The sequence below is a fragment of the Actinokineospora sp. NPDC004072 genome, assembly GCF_053604195.1.
The window spans coordinates 30,674-54,514 of record NZ_JBSGHB010000023.1 but is presented as its reverse complement, the minus strand read 5'-3'; the positions used below and the strand labels follow the sequence as shown (position 1 = coordinate 54,514).

At 72.5% G+C, this 23,841-nt stretch carries 18 protein-coding genes and 1 pseudogene; 14 read left to right on the top strand and 5 right to left on the bottom strand.

Features of this window, described 5'->3' with window-relative positions; translation table 11 throughout:
* Positions 1-29: 29 nt before the first annotated feature.
* Positions 30-1,178: an alkaline phosphatase PhoX gene (locus tag ACWEPX_RS28505; RefSeq protein WP_451900336.1), complete on the top strand. Its 1,149-nt coding sequence runs from the start codon at positions 30-32 to the stop codon at positions 1,176-1,178.
* 6 nt (positions 1,179-1,184) lie between these two features.
* Here the strand turns inward: ACWEPX_RS28505 and ACWEPX_RS28500 are convergent, their stop codons facing one another.
* Complete coding sequence (locus ACWEPX_RS28500) at positions 1,185-1,487, bottom strand: 4a-hydroxytetrahydrobiopterin dehydratase (protein WP_451900335.1); 303 nt, start codon at positions 1,485-1,487, stop codon at positions 1,185-1,187.
* A 157-nt stretch (positions 1,488-1,644) separates the two neighbouring features.
* Between ACWEPX_RS28500 and ACWEPX_RS28495 the strand changes: the two genes are divergently transcribed.
* The 3 genes and pseudogenes from ACWEPX_RS28495 to ACWEPX_RS28485 form a co-directional block, all read left to right on the top strand.
* Positions 1,645-2,679: a thiamine ABC transporter substrate-binding protein gene (locus tag ACWEPX_RS28495; protein ID WP_451900334.1), complete on the top strand. Its 1,035-nt coding sequence runs from the start codon at positions 1,645-1,647 to the stop codon at positions 2,677-2,679.
* Between the two features lie 19 nt (positions 2,680-2,698).
* On the top strand, positions 2,699-4,273 hold the full coding sequence (locus ACWEPX_RS28490) for an ABC transporter permease (RefSeq protein ID WP_451900333.1): 1,575 nt from the start codon (positions 2,699-2,701) through the stop codon (positions 4,271-4,273).
* Positions 4,274-4,313: 40 nt separating this feature from the next.
* Positions 4,314-5,123 (top strand): annotated as a pseudogene (locus ACWEPX_RS28485) (ABC transporter ATP-binding protein); the annotation flags it as partial.
* Between the two features lie 549 nt (positions 5,124-5,672).
* On the opposite strand, the gene ACWEPX_RS28480 reads toward ACWEPX_RS28485, so the two are convergent.
* From ACWEPX_RS28480 to ACWEPX_RS28470, 3 genes are all read right to left on the bottom strand, one after another.
* The gene (locus tag ACWEPX_RS28480) at positions 5,673-6,518 is read right to left on the bottom strand and encodes an ABC transporter permease (protein ID WP_451900332.1); all 846 of its coding nucleotides are present in this window, start codon (positions 6,516-6,518) and stop codon (positions 5,673-5,675) included.
* Positions 6,515-7,474: an ABC transporter ATP-binding protein gene (locus ACWEPX_RS28475; protein ID WP_451900331.1), complete on the bottom strand. Its 960-nt coding sequence runs from the start codon at positions 7,472-7,474 to the stop codon at positions 6,515-6,517. Before ACWEPX_RS28475 ends, ACWEPX_RS28480 begins: the two co-directional genes overlap by 4 nt.
* A 179-nt stretch (positions 7,475-7,653) precedes the next feature.
* Positions 7,654-8,712 (bottom strand): outer membrane lipoprotein carrier protein LolA, encoded by a 1,059-nt coding sequence (locus ACWEPX_RS28470; protein WP_451900330.1) that lies wholly within the window; start codon positions 8,710-8,712, stop codon positions 7,654-7,656.
* A gap of 139 nt (positions 8,713-8,851) precedes the next feature.
* On the opposite strand from ACWEPX_RS28470, the gene ACWEPX_RS28465 reads away from it, so the two are divergent.
* The 3 genes from ACWEPX_RS28465 to ACWEPX_RS28455 all read left to right on the top strand — a co-directional run bounded on the left by ACWEPX_RS28465 (position 8,852) and on the right by ACWEPX_RS28455 (position 12,203).
* A complete protein-coding gene (locus tag ACWEPX_RS28465) occupies positions 8,852-9,580 on the top strand; it encodes a response regulator transcription factor (protein ID WP_451900329.1) in 729 nt (242 codons plus the stop codon).
* On the top strand, positions 9,577-10,902 hold the full coding sequence (locus ACWEPX_RS28460) for a sensor histidine kinase (protein WP_451900328.1): 1,326 nt from the start codon (positions 9,577-9,579) through the stop codon (positions 10,900-10,902). The genes ACWEPX_RS28465 and ACWEPX_RS28460 overlap by 4 nt, the downstream gene beginning before the upstream one ends.
* A 599-nt stretch (positions 10,903-11,501) precedes the next feature.
* Entirely contained in the window at positions 11,502-12,203 is a 702-nt protein-coding gene (locus ACWEPX_RS28455; RefSeq protein WP_451900327.1) for a (deoxy)nucleoside triphosphate pyrophosphohydrolase, read from the top strand.
* 4 nt (positions 12,204-12,207) lie between these two features.
* Here the strand turns inward: ACWEPX_RS28455 and trpS are convergent, their stop codons facing one another.
* Complete coding sequence (trpS, locus tag ACWEPX_RS28450; RefSeq protein ID WP_451900326.1) at positions 12,208-13,164, bottom strand: tryptophan--tRNA ligase; 957 nt, start codon at positions 13,162-13,164, stop codon at positions 12,208-12,210.
* A gap of 433 nt (positions 13,165-13,597) precedes the next feature.
* On the opposite strand from trpS, the gene typA reads away from it, so the two are divergent.
* From typA to ACWEPX_RS28415, 7 genes are all read left to right on the top strand, one after another.
* Positions 13,598-15,505: a translational GTPase TypA gene (gene typA / locus ACWEPX_RS28445; protein ID WP_451900325.1), complete on the top strand. Its 1,908-nt coding sequence runs from the start codon at positions 13,598-13,600 to the stop codon at positions 15,503-15,505.
* An 83-nt stretch (positions 15,506-15,588) separates the two neighbouring features.
* The gene (locus ACWEPX_RS28440; RefSeq protein ID WP_451900324.1) at positions 15,589-17,256 is read left to right on the top strand and encodes an ABC transporter family substrate-binding protein; all 1,668 of its coding nucleotides are present in this window, start codon (positions 15,589-15,591) and stop codon (positions 17,254-17,256) included.
* A gap of 498 nt (positions 17,257-17,754) precedes the next feature.
* Positions 17,755-19,548, top strand: coding sequence for an ABC transporter family substrate-binding protein (locus ACWEPX_RS28435; RefSeq protein WP_451900323.1), 1,794 nt, complete (start codon positions 17,755-17,757; stop codon positions 19,546-19,548).
* Positions 19,549-19,712: 164 nt separating this feature from the next.
* Complete coding sequence (locus ACWEPX_RS28430; protein WP_451900322.1) at positions 19,713-20,711, top strand: ABC transporter permease; 999 nt, start codon at positions 19,713-19,715, stop codon at positions 20,709-20,711.
* On the top strand, positions 20,704-21,633 hold the full coding sequence (locus tag ACWEPX_RS28425; RefSeq protein ID WP_451900321.1) for an ABC transporter permease: 930 nt from the start codon (positions 20,704-20,706) through the stop codon (positions 21,631-21,633). Before ACWEPX_RS28430 ends, ACWEPX_RS28425 begins: the two co-directional genes overlap by 8 nt.
* On the top strand, positions 21,633-22,775 hold the full coding sequence (locus tag ACWEPX_RS28420) for an ABC transporter ATP-binding protein (RefSeq protein ID WP_451900320.1): 1,143 nt from the start codon (positions 21,633-21,635) through the stop codon (positions 22,773-22,775). Before ACWEPX_RS28425 ends, ACWEPX_RS28420 begins: the two co-directional genes overlap by 1 nt.
* The gene (locus ACWEPX_RS28415) at positions 22,772-23,809 is read left to right on the top strand and encodes an ABC transporter ATP-binding protein (RefSeq protein WP_451900319.1); all 1,038 of its coding nucleotides are present in this window, start codon (positions 22,772-22,774) and stop codon (positions 23,807-23,809) included. Before ACWEPX_RS28420 ends, ACWEPX_RS28415 begins: the two co-directional genes overlap by 4 nt.
* Positions 23,810-23,841 lie beyond the last annotated feature (32 nt).

Here is a 23,841-nt window from a genome sequence, read left to right as displayed (position 1 = left end):
CACACGCACGGTGACGTGATCGGAGTGTCATGGAACGGCGCAACTTCTTGCGGGTAGCGGTGGTCGGGGCAGCATCGGCGGCGTTCGGCGGGGCGTCGTGGAGCCAGGCGTTCGCGGCGGGGGCGCAGCCCGGCCCCAGCCCCTACGGCCCGCTTCAGGCGGCCGACGCCAACGGGATCAGGCTGCCCGCCGGGTTCAGCAGCCGGGTCGTGGCCCGGTCCGGGCAGCGGGTGGCCGGGACGGGCTACACCTGGCACCCCGCGCCGGACGGCGGGGCCGTCTTCGCCGACGGCGGCGGGTGGATCTACGTGTCCAACAGCGAGGTCGCGGGCACCGGCGGCGTCGGGGCGATCAAGTTCGACGCGCAGGGCCAGATCGTCGACGCCTACCGCACGCTGTCGGGGACCGACGTCAACTGCGCAGGCGGGGCGACCCCGTGGAACACGTGGCTGTCCTGCGAGGAGGTCTCGACCGGCCGGGTCCACGAGACCGACCCCTGGGGCGTGGCCGCCGCCGTCGTGCGCCCGGCGATGGGCCGCTTCAAGCATGAGGCCTGCGCCGTCGACGCCGACCACCGCTACGTCTACATGACCGAGGACGTCAGCGACGGCTGCTTCTACCGCTTCCGCCCGACCACCTGGGGCGACCTGTCCAGCGGCACCCTGCAGGTGATGAAGGGCGCCACCAGCGCCACCAGCGGGCCGGTGACCTGGGCGACCGTGCCCGATCCCGACGGCAGCCCCACCGCCACCCGCAACCAGGTGCCGGGCGCGAAGCGGTTCAACGGCGGTGAGGGCTGCTACTACGCGGGCGGCACCTGCTGGTTCACCACCAAGGGCGACAACCGGGTCTGGGCCTACGACGCCACGACCTCGACCATCGCCTTGACCTACGACGACTCCCTGGTCAGCGGGACGGCCCCGCTGACCGGGGTCGACAACGTCACCGGCGCGGCCAACGGCGACCTGTTCGTCGCCGAGGACGGCGGGAACATGGAGATCTGCGTGATCACCCCCGGCGGGGTCGTCGCGCCGTTCCTGCAGGTCACCGGGCAGTCCAGCTCGGAGATCACCGGGCCTGCGTTCACCCCGGCTGGCGATCGGCTCTACTTCTCCTCCCAGCGCGGCGCTTCGGGCAGCGGGATCACCTACGAGATCACCGGCCCGTTCCGGAGCTGACCCGCGCTACCCGGCCCCGCCCATCGCCTCGATCACGCCGTCGATCTCCTGGGCGAGGTCCACGTCGTTGCGGGTGAGCCCGTTCACCGAGTGCGTCGTGCAGCGGAAGGTCAGCCGCCGCCAGCGGATGTCGATGTCGGGGTGGTGGTTGTCGTTCTCGGCGATCTCGGCGACCCGGTTGACCACCTGGATCGCCTCCGGGAACGACGCCAGCTCCACCTCCCGCACCAGCGCGCCGTCGTCGAGCCGCCACGACGTCAGCACGCCCAGCGCCTTGCCCACCTCGGTCTCGTTCAGCAGTTCAGCCATGGCCTCCATCCTGGCCCGACCGCGGGGCGTACGCTCGACGCTGCCACGGGAGTCCGGTGCGCCGGGCTGAGAGGAGGGCGGGGAGCCCTCGACCGTCACACCTGATCAGGGTCATGCCTGCGCAGGGAGGTCCTCGTGGCGCGCACGCCCGAGGAGGATGTCCATGCGTCGAATCGCGATCGCCGCGGCCGCGGTGCTGCTGGCGGGGTGCTCGCTCAGCGGGGGCGGTGAGACCCCGGGGGACCGCACCGTGGTGCTGGTCACCCACGACTCGTTCGCCTACGACCAGGCGGTGTTCGACGCCTTCACCGCCGACACGGGCATCCGCGTCGAGGTGCGCAAGAGCGGCGACGCGGGGGCGCTGACCAACCAGCTCGTGCTCACCAAGGCCAGCCCGCTGGGCGACGTCGCCTTCGGCGTCGACAACACCTTCGCCTCCCGCGCGCTGGCCGAGGGCGTCTTCGCCGAGCACCGCTCGCCCGCCGCGGCCAGCGGCCCCCAGCGCTACGCCATCGACGACACCGGCAGGCTGACCGCGGTCGACGTGGGCGACGTGTGCGTCAACGTCGACATCGCGGCGCTGGCCGCCCGCGACCTGCCGGTCCCGGCAGGCTACGCCGACCTGGCCGACCCGCGCTACAAGGACCTGCTGGTCGTGGAGGACCCGGCGACCTCCTCGCCCGGCCTGGCCTTCGTCCTGGGCACGATCGCCGAGTTCGGCGACGGGTGGACCGAGTACTGGTCGAAGCTGCGCGCCAACGGCGTGCTCGTCGTCAGCGGGTGGGAGGAGGCCTACACCCAGGAGTTCTCCGGCTCCTCGGGCAAGGGGCCGCGCCCGATCGTGGTGTCGTACGCCTCCTCGCCGTCGGCGGAGATCGGCGAGGACGGCAAGCCGCGCACCAAGGCCGTCCTCGACACCTGCTTCCGCCAGGTCGAGTACGCGGGCGTCCTGGCGAACGCGAAGAACCCCGGCGACGCGGGCAAGGTCGTGGACCTGCTGCTGTCCCCGGAGTTCCAGCGCACCGTCCCCGAGCAGATGTACGTCTACCCGGCGCGCGAGGACGTCGAGCTGCCCGCGTCCTGGCAGCAGGCGGCCCCGCTGCCGCCGGACCCGGCCACCCTGCCCGCCGCGGACATCCAGGCCAACCGCGAGGCGTGGATCGAGCAGTGGCGCACCGCCGTGCAGGGATGACCGCGGCTCGGGTGGGGCCGTGGTGAGGCGCGGTCGGACGTGGGCGGGGCCCGCCCTGCTGGGGCTGGCGCCGCTGGCGTTCCTGGCGGTGTTCTTCGTCTGGCCGGTGGCCGCGATCGTCCGGCTCGGACTGGACGCCGCCGCGCTCGACGTGCTCGGGGACCCGGCGACCTGGCGGGTCGTCGGGTTCACCCTCGGGCAGGCGGCGGCGGCGACCGCGGTCGCGGTGGTGGCGGGCCTGCCGGTCGCGTTCCTGCTGGCCCGGGTCGCGCTGCCGGGGATGGCGGTGGTCCGGGCGCTGGTGCTGGTGCCGTTCGTGCTGCCGACGGTCGTGGTCGGGCTGGCGTTCCGCGCGCTGCTCGGCGGCGGCTTCTGGTCGATCGTGCTGGCGAACGCCTTCTTCAACGTCGCGGTGGTGGCGCGGACGGTGGGCGGGCTGTGGGCGCACCTGGACCGGCGGGCCGAGGACGCCGCGCGGTCGCTGGGCGCGTCCCGGTGGCGCACGTTCCGGTCGGTGACGCTGCCCGCGCTGACCCCGGCGCTGGGCTCGGCCGCAGCCGTGGTGTTCCTGTTCTGCGCGACCAGCTTCGGCGTCGTGCTGCTGCTGGGCGGGGCCCGGTACCGGACCCTGGAGACCGAGATCTACCTGCGCACGGTCGAGCTGCTCGACCTGCCGGGCGCGAGCGCGCTGTCGCTGCTTCAGGTGTCGGCCGTGGTCGCCGTGCTGGTCCTGGGCGCGCGGGCGCGGCGCAAGCGGGAGGCGGCGCTGAAGCTGCGCGCCCGGGTGGAGAGCGCGCGGCGCCCGGTCGGCGGCGAGTGGTGGGTCGTCGCGGCCGCGTACGCGGTGGTGGCCGTGCTGATCGTCCCGATCGCCTCGCTGGTGGCGCGCTCGGTCGAGGGCGGGTTCGCCGGGTACAAGGCGCTGGCGGGCACCGGGCACGCCGGGTCGCTGTCGGTCACCGGCTGGGAGGCCGCCCTCAACTCGCTGCGCACCGCGACGGACGCCACGCTGCTGGCGCTGGTGCTCGGGGTGAGCGCGGCGGTGGCGCTGATCTCCCTGCGCCGGGCCCGCTTCATCGACGCCCTCGACACCGCGCTGATGCTGCCGCTGGGCGTCTCCGCGGTGACCGTCGGCTTCGGCTACCTGATCACCCTGGACGCCCTCCCCGGCGACCTGCGCACCTCGGCCGCCCTCGTCCCGCTGGCCCAGGCCCTGGTGGTGACCCCGCTGGTGATCCGCCTCGTCCTGCCGGTGCTGCGATCGATCGACGAGCGCCTGCGGCAGGCGGCGGCGACCCTGGGCGCGGGCCCGTGGCGGGTGTGGCGGGAGGTCGACCTGCCGCTGGCGGGCCGCTCGCTGCTGGCGGCCGCGGGCTTCGGCTACGTCGTGGCCCTCGGCGAGTTCGGCGCGACCAGCTTCCTGGCCCGCCCGGACACCGCGACGCTGCCGGTGGTGATCGGCAGGCTGGTGTCGCGGCCGGGGGAGCTGAACGCCCAGATGGCGTACGCCTCGTGCACGCTGCTGATGGTGGTCACCATCGCCGTGGTCCTGGTCGTGGAACGCCTGCGCGCGGGCGAGCTGGGGGAGTTCTGATGCCTGCTCGGTCCGATGTGGCTGGCGATGGGAGTTGCTGGTGCTGAAGGTCTGCGGTCTCACCGTGCGCTACGGCGCGGTCGCCGCCGTGTCCGATGTGGACTTGACGATCGGCGACGGCGAGGTGCTGGCGCTGCTGGGGCCCTCCGGCTGCGGGAAGTCGACGCTGCTGCGGGCGGTGGCGGGGCTGGAGCCCGCGGACGGCACGGTGAGCTGGGACGGGACCGACTTGGCGGATGTGCCGGTGCACCGCCGCGGCTTCGGCCTGGTGTTCCAGGACGGGCAGCTGTTCCCGCACCGGGATGTCGCGGGCAATGTGGCCTTCGGCCTGCGGATGCGGGGCGAGAAGTCGCCCGAGCGGGTCGCCGAGCTGCTGTCCCTGGTCGGCCTGGCGGGCTACGAGTCCCGCCGCGTCGCCTCCCTGTCCGGCGGCGAGCAGCAGCGCGTCGCCCTCGCCCGCGCCCTGGCCCCCCGCCCCCGCCTCCTGCTCCTGGACGAACCCCTCTCCGCCCTGGACCGCTCCCTGCGCGAGCAGCTGGCGATGGACCTCGCCACCCTCCTCCGCGCCGCAGGCACCACCGCCCTGGTCGTCACCCACGACCACGACGAAGCCTTCACCCTCGCCGACCGCGTCGCGGTGATGAACGCGGGCCGCATCAGCCAGGTCGGCCACCCGGCCGAGGTCTGGCAACACCCGGTCGACGAAATCACGGCCCGCTTCCTCGGCTGCACCACGTTCATTCCTGGCACCGTCGCGGGGGGCTTGCTCACCTGCGAATTCGGCACCATCCCCCACCCCCTCCCCGACGGTCAGGTCCAGGTAGCCCTCCGGCCCGCAGCCCTCCGCGCCACCACCCCCACCCCCGACCACCCCGCCCCTGCCTCCGACAGTCACGCCGCGGCAGCCGATGGTTCCGCCCGGATCGCAGACGAGTTCCCCACTGCGCCGGCCGGGGCAGAGGGCAGCTCTCGCGGTGCCGGTGCTTCCGGTCCGCTGGACGACGAGGGCGGCCCGGTGGGCGGCGAGGGCGGTCCGGTGGGCGGCGAGGGCGGTCCGGTGGGCGGCGAGGGCGGTCGGGCTGGTCGGGCAGGTGGTCCGGCTGGTCGCCCGGGTGGGGGCGAGGGAGCGGGGTTCGGTGGCTCGCGGGAGAAGGGCGGTGCCCCCAGTCCGCTGGACGGGTGGGGGTTGGGTACCGCTCCGGCTACCCCTGGAGGCGCGGATGAGGCTGCGCAGGGGGTTCGGGGGCGGGTGGTGGGGCGGGTGCATCGGCACGACCACGTGCGGTTGGTGGTTGATGTGGGGCGGCACGTGGATGCGGTTGCCGAGGTGGCTGGGGTGCCGGTGGTGGGGGAGGAGGTTGAGCTGGTGCTGGATGCGGCGGGGGTCGCCGTGGTGGGGTCAGCCGTCGCGGCTGAGCATTCGGGAGAGGGCTAGGGAGTAGCCGATCAGGATGTAGCAGCCTGCCCGGAGGGCGCCTTCGCCGAGGGTGTCCCAGGGGAGGGGGTCGCGGGCCACCTCGCCGATCGACTGCCAGCCGGTGGTGATCAGGACCGGGTCGAGCCAGTCGAGGGCGGGGATGGCGCTGAGGACGCCCGAGACGATGAGCAGGCCGAGCGCGACTGACAGGACGATCAGGGGGTGGTCGGTCCACGCCGACACCGCCAGGCCGACCGCGGCGATCCCCCAGATCTGGATGGCCACCAGCACCGTGGCCAGCAGCACCCGGCCCAGGCCGTCGAGGAACGGCAGGCGGGTCGCCGACATGGTCAGCAGGCCGTCGCCGCCGAGCAGGACCATCCCGGTGATCGTGCCGGTGACCGCCATCAGCAGGCAGGCCAGCAAGGTCACCGTGGCCACCCCGAACGCCTTGATCGCCAGCAGCCTGGCCCGCCCGACCGGCGCCACCAGCAGCGACCGCAGCGTGCCGTGGGTGGACTCGCCCGCCAGCGCGTCGGCGGCCAGGGTGGCGCCGACCAGCGGCAGCAGCATGGTCAGCGCGGCGAGGAGGGCGAAGATCGGCAGCATCAGGCCGTTGCCCTCGATGAGCGTGGACAGCCCCTCGCCGACCGGTCCCTCGCCGTCGGCCGCGATGCGGATGGCGATACCGGCGATCACCGGCACCGACGCCAGCAGGCCGAGGCCGACCAGGGTGCGCGGGCGGCGCAGCATCATCCGCAGCTCCGAGCGCAGCAGCCGCCCGAGCGGCGCCTTGGTGCGCGGGAGCGGCGCGGCGATCGCGGTCATCGCACGTCTCCGATCATGGCCAGTTCCTCGTCGAGGGAGTCGGTGGCGCCCGGCTCGGTGAGGCGGGCGAAGAGGTCTTCCAGGCCGGTGCGCTGCCTGCGCACCTCGTGCACGGGCACGCCCGCGCGGACCAGCGTCTCGACCACGGCGGGCGCGGTCGTGGTGGTGAGGTCGGCGAGGATGCCGTCCGGGACGGCCCGGGCCGGGATGCGGTTGTCGCGCAAGGCGTCCACGGCCCGGGTGACCTCCGGGGTGGACACCAGCAGCCCCGCGCCGTCGGCGTCGAGCAGGCTGCCCAGCTCGCCCTGGGCCACGACCGCGCCCTGGTGCAGGACCGCGACGTGCGTGCAGGTCGCCTCGACCTCGGCGAGCAGGTGGGAGGAGACCAGCACGGTGGTCCCGCCCGCGTGCAGGTCGGCGATGACCGCCCGCACGTCCCGGGTGCCCGCCGGGTCGAGCCCGTTGGTCGGCTCGTCGAGGATGACGAACCGCCGGGGGGCCAGCAGGGCGGCGGCCAGCCCCAGCCGCTGCTTCATCCCCAGCGAGTAGCCCTTGTACCGGCGGTCGGCCGCCCCGGCCAGCCCGACCCGCTCCAGCGCCTCGCCCACCGCGGCCGGGATGGCCCGCGTGGCCAGCGCGGGCTCGGCGGCCCCCATCCGCAGCAGGTTCTCCCGGCCGGAGAGGAAGGGGTGGAACCCCGGCCCCTCGACCAGCGCCCCCACCTCGGGCAGCGCCCGCGCCGCCCCCTCCGGCAGCCGCTGCCCCAGCAGCTCGACCTCCCCCGCCGTGGGCTCGACGAGGCCGAGCAGCATCCGGATGGTGGTGGTCTTCCCCGAGCCGTTCGGCCCGAGCATCCCCATCACGGAGCCGGTGGGGACTTCGAGGTCGACGTGGTCGACGGCCACCGTCCCCCGGTAAACCTTGCGCAGCCCCTGCGTTCGTGCCGCCGGAACCATGGTGGACCTCCCGGTCACTTCGTCGCGCGCGGGTCAGTCGGGCGACGGCGGTCGTGGACGTGCTGTTCGATGGTCATCAGCATGCCTCGGGTCGTGCGGGCCGGGACCTGCCCGGTCGCCGCGGGAGTGGAGGCCGACGCGGCAGGCGGTTCTGCCTGCCACGCCGACCTCCAGGGGGCCTACTTGGTCAGGGCCTCGGTGAGGACCTGCTGGGGCACGGCGCCCAGCGCGACCCGGCCATCGGTGGTGATCAGCGCGGTGCCGACCTTGGTGGTGATGGCGTAGCCGGTGCCGAAGGAACCCGTCACCTCGGTGCCCAGCTGGCGCATCAGACCGGTCGCGTCGACGGGCTCGCCGTCGCCCTCGGCGGGGACCGGGGTGGTCATCAGCTGCGGCGGCACCTGACCGACCAGCACCGTGTCCCAGCCCTCGCCGACGACCCGGAGGTCGACGCCGTCGAGCAGGGCGTTGCCCTCCACGTGCTGGGGAGCCGAGGTGCCCTCGGTCACCTTCGCGCCCGCGGGCGGGGTGAACTGGAACAGCGCCGGGTCCTGCGCGCCCGGGTCGAAGTCGGCGAAGCCGACGCTGACGGCGGGCTCGGCCTGGCCGTTGGCCAGCACCTCCAGCCGCAGCGGCAGCCGGGTCGCCTCGTCGACGGAGACGCGGATCTCGCGCAGCAGCGTGCGCTCGGTCGGCTTGGGCGTGAGCACCAGCTGGTACACCGGCCGGTCGGCCACCCGGGCCGTGCCGTCGATGGTGATGGTGCTGTCCTTGCGCATCAGCTCGACGAGCTGGCGGGACGCGGCGGCCGGGTTGGTCAGCTCGCCCTGCGGCACCGCGGCGTGGTCCATCCCCCCGAAGCGGATCACGCTGCGGTCCTTGCTGTCCCACACCCAGGTGTTGGCCCCGTCGCCGACGATGGTGCGCTCGCCCGAGCTGTCGCCCTCCAGCGACACCCGGAACCGGCCGTCGCCGTCGGTGAACACCCGGGCCGCGCGGCCGTCGCCGGTCGGCACGCCCGGGATCGGCAGGCCGAGGTTGTTGGTCAGCTCGACCGTGCCCGACAGCGCGGGCACCTCGGCGTCGAGCACCGACTGCACCAGCGCCTCCGGGGTGGTCGCCGGGAGCGCGGGCGGCGCCTCCCCGGCGCCCGCGGGCGTCGCCAGCAGGACGAGGCCGACGACCCCCGTCGCGGTGCCCACCGCGGCGATCCCCAGCGCGGTCCGTTTCCTGTCCATCGTTTCGATCTCCCCTGTTTCCGGGTGTGGTTGTTCCCGCGATTCCGAGAGTGCACCCGGGCTGCTGAGATGGCGCTGAGAGCGGCCGCGACGCTGAGAAGGCGCTGAGAGCCGCGGCGGGGATCTCGGCCGACCCGCCATGATGGCAGGCGTGAAGCCTCGGGTCCTGGTGGTCGACGACGAGCCTGGCGTGCGCCGGGCGCTGCAGCGCGGGCTCACCGCGGAGGGGATGGACGTCGCCGTGGCCGCGGACGGCCCGAGCGCCCTGCGCGCCGCGCTGACCGGCGCGTTCGACGTGATCCTGCTCGACATCATGCTGCCGGGGCTGTCGGGCTACCGGGTGCTGGAGAAGCTGCGGGCCGAGGGCGTGCGCAGCCCGGTGCTGCTGGTCTCGGCCAAGGACGGCGAGATCGACCAGGCCGACGGCCTCGACCTCGGCGCCGACGGCTACCTGGTCAAGCCGTTCTCCTTCGTGGTGCTGGTCGCCCAGGTGCGCGCGATGCTGCGCCGCGGGGCCGACGAGGGCGGCGCGCGGGTGCTGCGGCTGGGCGAGCTGGAGGTCGACCGCGCGACCAGGACCGTCCGGTTCGCAGGCGAGCCGGTCGCGCTGAGCCCGCGCGAGTTCGCCGTGCTCGACGCGCTGGCCGGGCGCGCGGGGTCGGTGGTCACCAAGGACGACCTGCTGCGCGCGGTCTGGGGCGACGAGCAGGCCGCCACCCGCAACGCGGTGGAGGTCTACGTCGGCTACCTGCGCCGCAAGCTCGACGCCGTGGGCGCGGGCGGCATCGTCCGCACCGTCCGCGGCCACGGCTACCTGGCCTCGACCGGGGAGATCGACGCGGCGCTCGATCCCGCCCGGCCGCGGTGAACCGGCTGCGCGGGCTGTGGCTGCGGCGCACGATCCGCTCCCGCATCACCGCGGTCGCCACCGTGGCCGCCCTGGTCGTGCTGGTCGGGGTGGCCGGGCTGACCAGCAAGCTGGCCGGGTCCGTGCTGGTCCGCGCCGCGGACAAGGAGCTGACGTCGGTGCTCGGCGGGGCCGTCGCCGCGGTGGCCGCGGGCGCGGCGCCGACGGAGGCCCCGAACACGCAGGTCCGGGTGCTGGACACGGCGGGAACGCCGGTCGACGGCCGCCCGCCGCCGCAGCTGGGACCGGCCGACGTGCGCGTGCTGAAGGCTGCGACGCCGGTGCTGCGCCGCGGGGACCGGCCGCCGACGCGGTGGCTGGGCACGGTCGTCACCGCGCCCGACGGCAGCCAGCGGCTCGTGGTCGTCGGGACGGGGCTGGTCGGGTACCACAGCGCCGATGACGAGGCGCTGCGCTGGCTGCTGCTCGCGGCCGGGCTGGTGTCGGCTGCGGTCGCGCTGGCGACCTGGCTGACCGTGCGCTCGGCGATGCGGCCGGTGGAGCGGATGCGCCGGGCGGCCGGGCGGCTTGGCCCGGGTCGACGGCTGCCGCTGCCGGAGGCCGACGATGAGATCCGCGGCCTGGCCAGCGCCCTCAACGGCCTGCTCACCCGCCGCGACGAGGCCACCGACCGGCTGCGCCGCTTCACCGGCGACGCGGCCCACGAGCTGCGCTCCCCGGTGGCGTCGATCCGCGTGCAGGCCGAGGTGGCGGTGGCGCACCCGGACCCGGACCTGGCGCAGGAGGTGCTCGCGGAGGTCGTGCACGAGTCCCAGCGCCTGTCGGTGCTGGTCGACGGCCTGCTGACCCTGGCCCGCTCGGACGCGGGCGAACTGCCCCCCGCCGAGCCGGTCGACCTCGCCGCGGCCGCCGCTGCCGCGGTGCGGCGCTGCCCGGAGGACGGGCCGACCGTCCAACTGCACCTGCCGCCAGCGCCGTGCTGGGTCTCGGCCGCTCCGTCCGAAGTGGAGCTTGTGCTGGACAACCTGCTGCGCAACGCTTTCCGGTACGCGCGGGCGCATGTGACGGTGACGGTGCTGCCGGGCAACCGCACCGGGCGGCTGGTCGTGGACGACGACGGGCACGGCATCGAGGCCGAGCACCGCCAGCGCGTCTTCGACCGCTTCTACCGCGTGCAGGACGACCGGGCGCGCAGCAGCGGCGGCACCGGGCTGGGGCTGGCGCTGGTGGCGGAGGTCGTGCGCAGGCGCGGGGGAGTGGTGGGGGTGGCGGAGTCCCCGGAGGGCGGCGCGCGGTTCCAGGTCGTCTGGCGGGTGGCTTGATCGCGCGCGCCGCGGTGGCGGGGATGGGAGATCGGGCGGCGGCAGGGGGCGATCGGGCGCGGGCGGGGGTTGGGCGCGGCTGAGGTGGTGGGTGGGTTGGGCGCTCGGTGGTGCGAGTGGAGTGGGCACGGCAGGGGGCTGGACGAAGGGGTTGAGCAGTGTGGTGGGTGGTTGCTTGCGACCGGTGGTAGCGCGATGGGCGGTGTTGGTTGGGGTGGAGCAGAGCGTGTGGGCGGGTTGTTGGGTGGAGCGGTTGGGAGAGAGGGCGGGGGCGAGCTGGTGGGCGATGGGGTGAGCGGTGCGGCGGGTGGTTGTTTGTGGTTCGTGGCGGCGCGTTGGTGCTGGTGGGTGGGGCGGAGCAGGCAGTGAGGGGACGGCTGTGGGAGTGACTGCCTGAGAGGAGTGGTGGGTCGATCGCGTAGGGCGATGCTGGTGGTTGGAGTGGGCGGTTCGGGGGTTGGTCGAGTTTGGTGGGATGAGGTGGTGGCCGGTTCGGGCGGGTCGGGTGGTTAGGCCGGTTGGCGTGTGGGGGTGGGCCGGGTGGTGGAGTGGGGGGTGCTGGATGTGTATGAGGTGGACGGTGGGGGCATCATGCCCGCATGCGGATACCGCTGCCGCCGAGGGCCGTTGCTGCCGCGTTGACGGAGACCGAGGTCCTGGGGGCGTGCGGGGGCGGGCGGTTGCTCGTGCCCGGGGAGGACGTGCACATAGGCGGGCACCGGTTGCGCGTCGTCCATCTCGATGCTGATGGGTTGCGGGCGGTGCCGGTCGGGCGGGCGTTGGTGGCGGTGGATGTCGGGGTTGTGGCGGTGGATGGGGACACGGAGTTGAGCGTGGCCGTGCGCGGGCCGAGGGCGTGGGCGCATGAGCTGATGGCCCGGATCGCGCATCGGGCTGCTGTGCTGGCCGAGGCCAGGGTCGTGGTGGGGACGGCGGTGCTGCGGGATGGGCAGGTGCTCGCGCAGCAGCGGGCGTACCCGCCGGAGGCCGCGGGGCTGTGGGAGTTCCCCGGCGGCCGCGTCGAACCGGGGGAGTCCGACGCGGACGCCGTGCGGCGGGAGTGCCGGGAGGAGCTGGGGATCGAGGTGCTGCCCAACGGGACGGTCGGGCCGGACGTGGTGCTGGCCGACGACCTCGTCCTGCGCCTCTACACCGCCCACGCCCCGCACGGCACACCCCGCCCGAACGACCACCAGGCGCTGGCCTGGCTAACCGAGCACACCCTCGACACCGTGCCCTGGCTGCCCGCCGACCGGGTGCTGATCCCCGCCCTGCGCGCCCGCCTGGCGCAGTTGCGCTGACGGCTCAGGTCACCCCCGCCAGGCGCAGGGCCGAGTCGAGGAGGTGGGTCGCCCGGGCTCGGGCGCGCTCGGCGCCGTCCTTGCGGATGCGGTCGAGCTCGGCCGGGTCGGCCAGCAGCTCCACGACCTTCGCCCGCAGCGGGCGCAGCTCCTCGATCACCGCCTCGGCCACGGCCGCCTTCAGCTCCCCGTACGTGCCGAACGAGACGTCCCGGGGCGACACGCCCGCGCACGCGGCGTAGATCTCCAGCAAGTTCGCCACGCCGGGCTGCTCCTGCGGCCGGTAGGCCACCACGTCGAGGGAGTCCGTCACCGCGCGCAGCACCTTCCTGCGGATCAGGTCCGGGTTGTCCAGGACGAACACCACGCCCGCGGAGTCGCGCGTCGACTTCGACATCTTGCGCTCGGGCGCGGACAGGTCGCGGACGCGCGCGGCGGTCGGCGGGGTCACCGCGGCGGGCACCACGAAGACCTCGCCGAAGGTCGCGTTGAACCGGCGGGCCAGGGAGCGGGCCAGCTCGACGTGCTGGGTCTGGTCGTCGCCCACCGGCACCGTGTGCGCGCCTTGGAGCAGGATGTCGGCGGCCATCAGCACCGGGTAGGTCAGCAGGCCCAGCCGCGCGCCCGAGCCGCCGCCCTTGGCCTTGAACTGGGTCATCCTGGCGGCCTCGCCGTAGGAGCAGGTGCACTCCAGCACCCAGCTCAGCGCCCCCAGCTCGCGCACCAGATCCGATTGGACGAACAGGTGCCCGGGGTCGATGCCCTCGGCGACCAGCACGGCCAGCAGCTCGCGGGTCAGCGCGCGCAGCCGCGGCGGGTTGTACGCGACGGTCATGGCGTGCAGGTCGGAGACGAAGTAGAGGTCGCCGGGGCCGCCGTCGCGGGCCCAGCGGCGCAGGGCCCCCAGGTGGTTGCCCAGGTGGGCGTGGCCGGAGGGGGTGATCGCGGATAGCCGGGTCATGGCGCTCCTAAAGTTTGCGAGCCGCCCCGGACACGACGAAGGCCGCCCGAGACGGACGGCCTGGAATGAGGACAGGGTTCACAGCCGCCGTGAGGCGGCCCACCACAGTCCCGTGTTCATGCCCACAACGTAGCAGCGGAGGGCCTGCTCACGCAGCCGCCAATCGAGCCCGTTTGAGCGCCAGCACCGGGCACTTGCGACATCGCGGCTTGGATGAGCAGCACTTCTTCTTCACCTTGCCCTTCTTCATCAGCTTCTTCACCACGTCCGCAGGGGACTTCGCCCGCTTGCCCACCGTCGGCCTCCACTTCCCCGTGTGTCGTCTGCCACTGCCCGGCGACCGCTAAACTGGTGGTGCGGCAGCAGCGACTCCGCTGCCTGGGCACGCCCGCCGACCGCCGCCATCCGCCAGCGAGACTCCAGGAGCACGAGCGTGCCCACTGCCACCGCCGAGCCCGTCAGCCTGCGCCGACTCGACCTGCGCAACGTCGCGATCGTGGCGCACGTCGACCACGGCAAGACCACCCTGGTCGACGCGATGCTGCGCCAATCGGGGGCCTTCGCCGCCCGCGCCGAGCCCGTCGACCGCGTCATGGACTCCGGTGAGCTCGAGCGCGAGAAGGGCATCACCATCCTCGCCAAGAACACCGCGGTGCGCAGGCAGACCGCTGACGGCCCGGTGACGATCAACGTCGTGGACACCCCCGGCCACGCCGACTTCGGCGGCGAGGTCGAGCGCGGGCTGTCGATGGTCGACGGCGTGCTGCTGCTGGTCGACGCCAGCGAGGGCCCGCTGCCGCAGACCCGGTTCGTGCTGCGCAAGGCGCTGGCCGCCAAGCTGCCGGTCGTGCTGGTCGTCAACAAGGTCGACCGCCCCGACGCCCGCATCGCCGAGGTCGTCGACGAGACCCACGACCTGCTGCTCGACCTGGCCGCGGAGTTCGACGACCTGGACGACTCCGTGCTCGACCTGCCCGTCGTCTACGCCTCGGCGCGGGCGGGCCGGGCCAGCCTGACCCAGCCGGAGGACGGCGGCCTGCCCGACAGCGAGAACCTCGACCCGCTGTTCGACCTGCTGCTGGGCGCGGTCCCGCCGCCGGTCGGCGACGCCGAGGCCCCGCTGCGCGCGCTGGTCACCAACCTCGACGCCTCCGCCTTCCTCGGCCGCATCGCGCTGTGCCGCATCCACGCGGGCAAGCTGCGCAAGGGCCAGACCGTGGCCTGGATGCGCGCCGACGGCACCGCGACCAACGTCCGTGTCACCGAGCTGCTCGTCACCGAGGCGCTGGAGCGCGTCCCGGCCGAGGAGGCCGCCGCGGGCGACCTGGTGGCCATCGCGGGCATCCCGGACATCACCATCGGCGACACCCTCGCCGACCCCGACCACCCCGAGGCGCTGCCCCGGCTGACGGTGGACGAGCCCGCCATCTCCATGACCATCGGCGTGAACACCTCGCCGCTGGCCGGGCGCAACGGCGGCAAGAAGCTCACCGCGCGGCTGGTCAAGAACCGCCTCGACGCCGAGCTGGTCGGCAACGTCAGCGTGCGCGTGCTGCCCACCGAGCGCCCCGACGCCTGGGAGGTGCAGGGCCGCGGCGAGCTGGCGCTGGCCATCCTGGTCGAGCAGATGCGCCGCGAGGGCTTCGAGCTGACCGTCGGCCGCCCCACCGTCGTCACCCGGCAGATCGACGGCGTGCTCTGCGAGCCGTTCGAGCGGCTGACCGTGGACACCCCCGAGGAGCACCTCGGCGCGGTCACCCAGCTGCTGGCCAACCGCAAGGGCCGGATGGAGCAGATGGGCGGGCACGGCTCCGGCCGGGTCCGGATCGAGTTCGTGGTCCCGTCCCGCGGCCTGATCGGCTTCCGCACCGACTTCCTCACCGAGACCCGCGGCACCGGCATCGCCAACGCGATCTTCGAGGGCTACTTCCCGTGGGCCGGGGAGATCCGCAGCAGGCACAGCGGCTCGCTGGTCGCCGACCGCCAGGGCGCGGTCACCGGCTACGCGATGCTGCAGCTGGCCGACCGGGGCACCTTCTTCGTCGAGCCGGGCGCCGACGTCTACGAGGGCATGGTCGTGGGGGAGAACCCCCGGGCCGAGGACCTCGACGTCAACGTCACCAAGGAGAAGAAGCTCACCAACATGCGCTCCTCCACCGCTGATGTGATGGAGACGCTGGCCAGGCCGCGCAAGCTCTCGCTGGAGGAGGCGCTGGAGTTCTGCGCCGCCGACGAGTGCGTCGAGGTCGCGCCGGACGTCGTGCGGGTGCGCAAGGTCATCCTGGACGCCACCGGCCGCGCGCGGGCGCGGTCGCGGGAGAAGCAGCGCGACCAGAAGTAGAGCGGTTGGGGTTGTCCAACCAGTGGGTGGGCGGCCCGGGACTTCTGGCAGCATGCTCCCGGGGACTCCAGGGGAGGTCGGACGTGCGTCGGGTAGTCGCGGTGGTGGCCGCTCTGGCGCTGGCGGGCTGCACCAACGCCCCGCCGCCGCCCCTGGTCACCACCGAGGTCGCCCAGACCGAGCCCACCCGGGCGGTCGACCCCGGTGAGATCGTGGTGGGGATCGACAGCGTCGCGGGCGGCTACAACCCGCACAAGCTCGCCGACCAGTCCGCCATCACCACCGCGCTCGCGCAGACGATGCTGCCCTCGGTCTTCCGCACCGGCCCCGACGGCGTGCGCAGGCTCGACCGCACGCTGATGGTCTCGGCCGAGGTCACCTCGGCCGAGCCGTACGTGGTGACCTACCGGGTGCGGCCGGAGGCGGCGTGGTCGGACGGCGCGCCGATCGCCGCCGAGGACTTCGTCTACCTGTGGAACCAGCTGCGCGACGCGCCCGGGGCCATCGACGACCCCGGCTACCAGCTGGTCTCCAACATCTCCGCCAGCGAGGGCGGCAAGGTGGTCGAGGTCACCTTCGCCAAGCCCTTCCCGGCCTGGCGCTCGCTGTTCGCCGACCTGCTGCCCGCCCACCTGCTCAAGGACAGCCCCGGCGGCTGGGACGCCGCCCTGGCCGACAGCTACCCGGCCAGCGGCGGGCCGTACTCGCTGCGGCTGCTCGACCGCGACCGCGGCGAGGTCGTGCTGGAGCGCAACGACCGCTACTGGGCCGAGCCGGTCGCCCTCGACCGGGTCGTGCTGCGCCGCACCGACGTCCCCGGCCTGGTCGGCGCGCTGCGGACCGGCCACCAGCAGATCGGCCTGACCCCGGTTGACGCCGAGGGCGCCCCGCTGGTCGACGGCCTGGGCGCGGAGGTCAGCGCGGCGGCCGTGCCGCGGCCCGCGGTGGCGGCGGTGCTGCTGCGGCCGGTCAGCGAGGTCATGCGCGAGTCGGCGGTGCGCCGGGCGGTGGTGGCCGTGCTCGACCGCAAGGCGCTGATCGCGGCGGGCACCGGCGGCGGGCCCGCGGCCGCGCTGCCCGCGGACTCCCTGGTCATCCCGCCGTCGGCGCCGAACTACACCGCCACCCGGCCTGCGGGCGTGCCGGTCAAGCCCGTCCCCGCCCAGGTCCAGGAGCTGCTGACCGAGGCGGGCTTCGCCAAGCAGGGGGCGGTCTGGGCGCGCGGCGGCGCCCCGCTGACCCTGGTCATCGCCGCGGGCAGGCCCGACTACGCCGACCTGGCCGCCGAGGTGCAGCGGCAGCTCACCGCGGCGGGCATCCAGTCCACCATCGCCACCCCGGACGACCCGTACCGCCCGGCCGAGCCCATCGACCTGCTGGTCGGCCCGCTGCCCGCGGGCAGCGACCCGGCCACCACGCTGGCCGCCCGCTTCGGCTGCACGGCCACCGACCCGCCCGCCGCGCCGGGCGCCCCGGACCCGCCGGAGAGCACCCCGGACCCGACGGCCAACCCGCTGGGCTACTGCGACCTGAGCACCGACGAGTCCATCGAGTCCGCGCTGACCGGCTCGGCCCCGGTCGCCGACGTGCTGGCCGCGGTGGAGCCGCGGCTGTGGCAGGCCGCGCTGGTCTACCCGCTCTACCAGGAGACCGACCAGCTCGTCACCCACCGCTCGGTGTCCGGTGTGGACGTCGGGCCGCCGCTGGCCGGGCCGTTCGCCGACGCCGACCGGTGGCGCAGGCAGGGATGAGCGCGCCGGGCGCGTCGGCTGTGGACGCCGGGCCCGCGGCAGAGCGGTTAGAAGACGGCATAAGGGACAGACGCGCGCCAGGGTCACTATGCCCGATTCGTTTCGAGCTGTCTGGAACGGGGTAGGGAGGTGCTGGTCAATACGTACGGCATCCGTTCAGCCGCCGTTACCGACGCTGAACGGCCGGAGTTGGCTCGCCGTTCGGCTCAAGGGGTGATTTGGCGCGATCTGGACATGCCGCCGTTGGGACAGTGGCCAGAACGGGCCACGGAACGTCACGGCGCTCCTGCGCTGCGTATGCGGTGGTAACAGTCGCGTTGCGTGCGGCCCCTCGCGTGTCACCCTTTGGTCACGATCGCCGTGGCAGAGGTGACCGGGAACCCACTTCGTTCCTAGCGTGCGCGGTTAGTGCGCCGCCCAACGGTCGTTGGGGGCGTGATGGGTAAGGGACCGTTCGGCCGGACCGGCCGAGGGCGGGGCCCTGTGCTAGGAGGGCACGTGTCAATCAAGAAATCCACACTGTCGGCAATCGCCGCGGTCGTCGGAACGTCGCTCGTCCTGAGCGCGTGCGGCGGGTCGAACGGGGATGGCGGCAACGGATCCACCGACGGGACCACCGACATCAAGTCGATGGCCACCGCTAAGGGCCAGTCGGGCGACGAGTACACCTCGCCGGAGGTGGCGCAGGGGACCGAGGTCATCAACGTCTCCACCGACAACCCGTTCACGGCCTACAACAACGCTGCGGCGGACGCGAACAACTCGTACAACTCGTTCGCGCTGACGATGGTCCTCTCGGGCGCCTACAAGCTCGACGGCAACGACAAGGTCCTGCTCAACAAGGACGTCATGGACTCCGTCGAGCTGACCAGCCAGGACCCCCAGGTGGTCACCTGGAACATCAAGCAGGGCGTGACCTGGTCCGACGGCGAGGCCTGGGACTGCGACGACTTCCACCTCGCGTGGCTGGCGCAGACCGGCAAGGTCAAGGACGGCGAGTCCGACATCTTCACCGCCGCTGGCACCACCGGCTACGACATCATCGAGAAGCTGGAGTGCCCGGCCCCGAACAAGGTCGTCACCACCTTCAGCGAGCCCTACCCGGACTACAAGGGCCTGTTCGGCATCTCGCTGGACATCCTTCCCGCCCACATCCTGGAGAAGGAGACGGGCGTCGCCGACATCACCAAGCTGACGCCCACCTCGGACATCGCCGAGCTGAAGAAGGTCGCCGAGTTCTGGAAGACCAAGTGGAACGGCTTCGACGCGAAGCTGATGCCGTCCTCGGCCCAGTACAAGATCACCGCGTTCGAGCAGAACAACTCGGTGACCCTGGAGCGCAACGAGAACTTCATCGGCAAGCCCGGTGGCCCCAAGACCATCGTGCTGCGCGGCATCCCGGACCAGGTCGCCCAGGCCCAGGCGCTGGAGAACGGTGAGGTCCTGGTCAACTCCATGGCCCAGCCCGACGCCAACGCCGCCGAGCGCCTGCGCAACCTGTCGGCCCAGGGCGTGTCCTTCGGCGCGACCGCTGGTCTGACCTTCGAGCACCTCGACCTCAACTTCAAGAACAAGTGGCTGCAGGACCCGGCCGTCCGCAAGGCGTTCATGCAGTGCGTCGACCGCAACGAGCTGGTCGAGAAGCTGATCCGCCCGGTGCTGGAGGACGCCACCCCGCTGGGCAGCGTCGTGTTCTTCCAGGGTGAGGACGGCTACGTCGACAACTACGCCCAGTACACCGGCGACGAGGCCGCGGCCAAGGCCACCCTCGAGGGCGCTGGCTTCACCATCGGCGCCGACGGCTACGCCACCAAGAACGGCGAGAAGCTGTCGCTGAAGATCTCGCACACCGACATCCCCCGCCGCAAGCAGACCGTCGAGCTGGTCCAGGCGCACTGCAAGCCCGCGGGCATCGAGATCATCGACGACACCGACCCGAACTTCCTGGACACCCGGGTGAGCCAGGGCGACTACGACATCGCGCTGTTCGCGTGGTCGGCCGCCCCGTTCAAGTCGAGCCAGAAGTCGATCTACTCCACCGGTGGCGGCCAGAACTGGTCGGCGTACTCCAACAAGGAGGTCGACGCGGCCTACATCGAGGCGTCGACCAGCCTGGACGAGGCCAAGGGCCGCGAGGCCTACGCCCGCGCCGACAAGCTGATGGCCGAGGACAACTACACCCTGCCGCTGTACCAGCTGCCTCGGATGTGGGCGTTCAAGGGCATCGACAAGGTGTTCTTCCAGTCGTACTACGGCGCGCTGTGGAACGCCAACGAGTGGGTCGTCTCCTAGTCACCACGCCGCCCCCTGGCGGTTGACAGGTCGACGAGCGGGAGGGGCCGGGCCACACAGTCCGGCCCCTTCCGCTTGGGCACTGACCGCGGCCGGCGCACACTGGCTTGGTCAGGACGCCGGAGCGCACCTACCGGTCGCCTGGGCCCCACCGAGGAGTTCTCGTGATTCGCTACATCATCCGACGGCTGCTGATATCAATACCGATCCTGGCGCTCGGCAGCTTTCTCGCCTACGTGATGGTTGCCTCGGCGGGCAACCCGCTCGCGGAATACCGGGCGCGCCCGAACGTGACCGAGGAGATGGTCCGGTCCCTGGAGATCGAGCTGGGCCTGGACAAGTCCGTGGTCGAACGCTACTGGATCTGGCTGACCGACTTCCTGTCCGGCGACTGGGGCACCAGCATCGCGCTCGGCCAGGCCAGGGTCGAGGTCTTCGACTCGGTCATGCAGTCGCTGTGGATCACCTTCCGCCTGGTCATCGGCGCCGAGCTGCTGGCGATCCTGCTGGGCGTCGCCGTCGGCGTGCTCGCGGCGGTGAAGCAGTACTCGATCTTCGACTACTTCGCCACCTCCGCGGCCTTCCTGATGTTCTCCATGCCGGTGTTCTGCGTCGCCGTGATCCTCAAGACCTACGGCATCCAGTTCAACAACGTCCTGGAGAGCATGGGCATGGAGCGCTGGCTGAGCACCGTCTCACCGGCAACCAGCGGTTATGAAGGCAGTCTTATCGACATCCTGTACGACTACACAAGTCAATACACGCTGCCGACGATCACGCTGGCCCTGATCAGCTTCGCCGCCTACAGCCGCTTCCAGCGCGCCTCGATGCTGGAGACGCTGCACTCGGACTACGTGCGCACCGCCAAGGCCAAGGGGCTCTCCCAGCGCCGGGTGATCCTGCGCCACGCCTTCCGCAACGCGATGATCCCGGTCACCACCCTGTTCTCGATCAACTTCGCCGTGGTCTTCACCGGGGCGATCGTGACCGAGCAGGTGTTCAGCTGGCGCGGAATGGGGTCACTGCTGGTCAACTCCGTGCGCCAGTTCGACCCGAACATGCTGATGGGGTGGCTGATGGTCACCGCGACCATGGTCATCATCTTCAACCTCGTCGCCGACATCATGTACGGCGTACTCGACCCGAGGATCCGCCTTGCCTAGCGACCCGTTGCTGCTCACCGCGGACCAGCCCGGTCCCCCGCTCGGCACGTCGAGCGAGTTCGACACCACCAAGGCGCGCAAGCAGAGCACGCTCATCCGGCAGCGCTTCTTCCGGCACAAGCTGGCCGTGGCCAGCCTCGTCGTGTTCCTGCTGATCGTGGCGTTCGGCCTGCTGGGTCCGCTGTTCTGGACCATCTCGGTCGACGACGCCTCCGGCGGCCGGTTCGAGCCGCCCAGCGCGGAGCACCCGCTGGGCACCAACCAGATCGGCAAGGACATGCTGGCCCAGCTCATGCGGGGCACCCGGCTGTCGGTGCAGATCGCCCTCACCGTCGCGGTCATCGCCACCGCGCTCGGGGTGACCCTCGGGGCCCTGGCGGGCTACCTGCGCGGGTTCGTCGACACCGCCATCAGCAGGCTCATCGACCTGCTGCTGATCATCCCGCAGATCGCCGTCGCGGCCATCCTGGTCAAGGCGTTCAGCGGCAGCTGGTACGTGGTGGCCCTGGTGCTGGCCTCGTTCGGCTGGATGTCCATCGCCCGCATCACCCGGGGCGAGACCCTGTCGCTGTCCCAGCGCGAGTTCATCGAGGCGGCGACCGCCTCCGGCGCGAGCACCCGCTGGGTGATCTTCCGCCACCTGGTGCCCAACATGGTCGGCAGCATCACGGTCAACGCCACGCTGGCCGTGGCCCTGGCCGTGCTGTCGGAGGCCGCGCTGTCGTTCATCGGCCTCGGCGTGCAGATCCCGGACACCTCGCTGGGCCTGATCATCAGCGAGAACTACCCGCAGATCACCGCCCGGCCCTGGCTGTTCTGGGGGCCGTTCGTGATCATCGTCGCGCTGTCGCTGTGCGTGAACTTCATCGGCGACGGCCTGCGCGATGCGTTCGACCCGCGGCAGACGAAGGTGCGTGCCTGATGACCGTGCTCAACGACCGCGTCACCACCGACGCGGTGCTGGCCGTGGACGACCTCTCGGTCACCTTCCCGACCGACGACGGCGACGTGCGCGCGGTGCGCAACGTGTCCTACTCGCTGCGCCCCCGCGAGGTGCTCGGCATCGTCGGCGAGTCCGGATCGGGCAAGTCGGTGTCCTCGATGGCGGTCATGGGCCTGCTGCCCCGCTCCGCCAAGATCACCGGGTCGATCAAGTTCCGGGACCGGGAGCTGGTCGGGCAGTCGTACAAGCAGATGCAGGGCATCCGCAACAACGGCATCGCCATGATCTTCCAGGACCCGATGACCTCGCTGAACCCGGTCTTCACCATCGGCTGGCAGCTCGCGGAGGCCTACAAGGCCCACCACGACGTCGCCAAGAAGGTCGCCTGGGCCAAGGCCGTCGAGGCGCTGGAGCTCGTCGGCATCCCGGAGCCGCAGAAGCGGGCCAACCAGTACCCGCACGAGTTCTCCGGCGGCATGCGCCAGCGCGTGGTGATCGCCATGGCGATCATCAACGACCCGGACGTGATCATCGCCGACGAGCCGACCACGGCCCTCGACGTGACCGTCCAGGCGCAGATCCTGGAGACCATGCTGCGCATCCGCGACGAGACGGACGCGGCCATCGTGATGATCACCCACGACCTGGGTGTCGTCGCGGGCATGGTCGACCGCGTGCAGGTGATGTACGCGGGCACGGTCGTGGAGGCCGGGCCGGTCGACGACGTGTTCGACCGCCCCCGGATGCCCTACACCGTCGGCCTGCTCGGCTCGCTGCCGGACCCGACCATGCTGGGCAAGCGGCTCACCCCGATCCTGGGGGCGCCGCCCTCGCTGATCAACCTGCCCAGCGGCTGCTCGTTCTCCCCGCGCTGCCCGCTGGTCATCGACGAGTGCAAGCAGGTCGAGCCGCAGCTGGTGACCACCGACGCGGCCAACCACACCGGCCGCTGCCACCGCTGGCAGCACCTGGCCTCGCTGCCGAACCCCGAGCGGCTCTTCGAGCACGAGGAGATCGGCACCATCGACGACACCGTGACCCCGGTGCAGCCCGCCGCCGAGGCGGGCGACGACGTCGCGGCGATCGAGCAGCGGCTGCGGCAGGAAGGCCCATCGTCATGACCGAGACATACGCCAAGGCGGACCCGCAGGCCGCCGAGACCGGCAGCGCGCCGCTGCTGGAGGTCACCGACCTGGTCAAGACCTTCCCGGTGCGCGGCGGCGGGATCATCCCGCGCACGGTGGCCGAGGTGCAGGCCGTGGCCGGGGTCAGCCTGACCCTCCACCGCAGCGAGACCCTGGGCCTGGTCGGCGAGTCCGGCTGCGGCAAGTCCACCACCGGGCGGGCCATCCTGCAGCTGCACAAGCCGACCTCGGGGTCGGTGCGGTTCGAGGGGCGCGAGCTGACCACGCTCTCGCCCGCGCAGCTGCGGCCGATGCGCAAGGACATGCAGATCGTCTTCCAGGACCCGTACGCATCGCTGGACCCGCGCTGGCAGGTCAACGACGTGGTGGCCGAGCCGCTGCGCATCCACCGCTACGGCGACGACCGCAAGATCCAGCGCCGGGTGGACGAGCTGCTGGAGCTGGTGGGCCTCAACCCCGAGCACCGCAACCGCTACCCGCACGAGTTCTCCGGCGGCCAGCGCCAGCGCATCGGCATCGCCCGCGCGCTGGCCCTGGACCCGAAGATGATCGTGCTGGACGAGCCGGTGTCGGCCCTGGACGTCTCGGTCCAGGCGGGTGTGGTCAACCTGCTGGAGGAACTGCAGGAGCGGTTGGGGCTGGCGTACCTGTTCGTCGCCCACGACCTGTCGGTGGTCCGGCACATCTCGCACCGGGTCGCGGTCATGTACCTCGGCAAGATCGTCGAGATCGGCGACCGCCACTCCATCTACGAGCGGCCGACCCACCCCTACACCCAGGCGCTGCTGTCCGCGGTGCCGGTGCCCGACCCCAAGCAGGAGCGGCAGCGGCAGCGGATCGTGCTGACCGGCGACGTGCCCAGCCCGGCCAACCCCCCGTCGGGGTGCCGGTTCCGCACGCGCTGCTGGAAGGCCCAGGACATCTGCGCCACCGAGGAGCCGCCGCTGGTGGCCCACGGGGCCACCGTCTCGGCGTGCCACTTCGCCGAGGAGCGGCAGGTCCTGCCGTAGTAGGGTGACCGACCGGAGAAGATCCACTTCTC

What these genes read in the sequence shown, in the direction of transcription:
- ACWEPX_RS28505 (WP_451900336.1), top strand. Translation starts at nt 30, where the DNA reads ATGGAACGGCGCAACTTCTTGCGGGTAGCGGTGGTCGGGGCAGCATCG.
- ACWEPX_RS28500 (WP_451900335.1), bottom strand. Translation starts at nt 1,487, where the DNA reads ATGGCTGAACTGCTGAACGAGACCGAGGTGGGCAAGGCGCTGGGCGTG.
- ACWEPX_RS28495 (WP_451900334.1), top strand. Translation starts at nt 1,645, where the DNA reads ATGTCCATGCGTCGAATCGCGATCGCCGCGGCCGCGGTGCTGCTGGCG.
- ACWEPX_RS28480 (WP_451900332.1), bottom strand. Translation starts at nt 6,518, where the DNA reads ATGACCGCGATCGCCGCGCCGCTCCCGCGCACCAAGGCGCCGCTCGGG.
- ACWEPX_RS28475 (WP_451900331.1), bottom strand. Translation starts at nt 7,474, where the DNA reads ATGGTTCCGGCGGCACGAACGCAGGGGCTGCGCAAGGTTTACCGGGGG.
- ACWEPX_RS28470 (WP_451900330.1), bottom strand. Translation starts at nt 8,712, where the DNA reads ATGGACAGGAAACGGACCGCGCTGGGGATCGCCGCGGTGGGCACCGCG.
- ACWEPX_RS28465 (WP_451900329.1), top strand. Translation starts at nt 8,852, where the DNA reads ATGATGGCAGGCGTGAAGCCTCGGGTCCTGGTGGTCGACGACGAGCCT.
- ACWEPX_RS28455 (WP_451900327.1), top strand. Translation starts at nt 11,502, where the DNA reads ATGCGGATACCGCTGCCGCCGAGGGCCGTTGCTGCCGCGTTGACGGAG.
- trpS (WP_451900326.1), bottom strand. Translation starts at nt 13,164, where the DNA reads ATGACCCGGCTATCCGCGATCACCCCCTCCGGCCACGCCCACCTGGGC.
- ACWEPX_RS28420 (WP_451900320.1), top strand. Translation starts at nt 21,633, where the DNA reads ATGACCGTGCTCAACGACCGCGTCACCACCGACGCGGTGCTGGCCGTG.
- ACWEPX_RS28415 (WP_451900319.1), top strand. Translation starts at nt 22,772, where the DNA reads ATGACCGAGACATACGCCAAGGCGGACCCGCAGGCCGCCGAGACCGGC.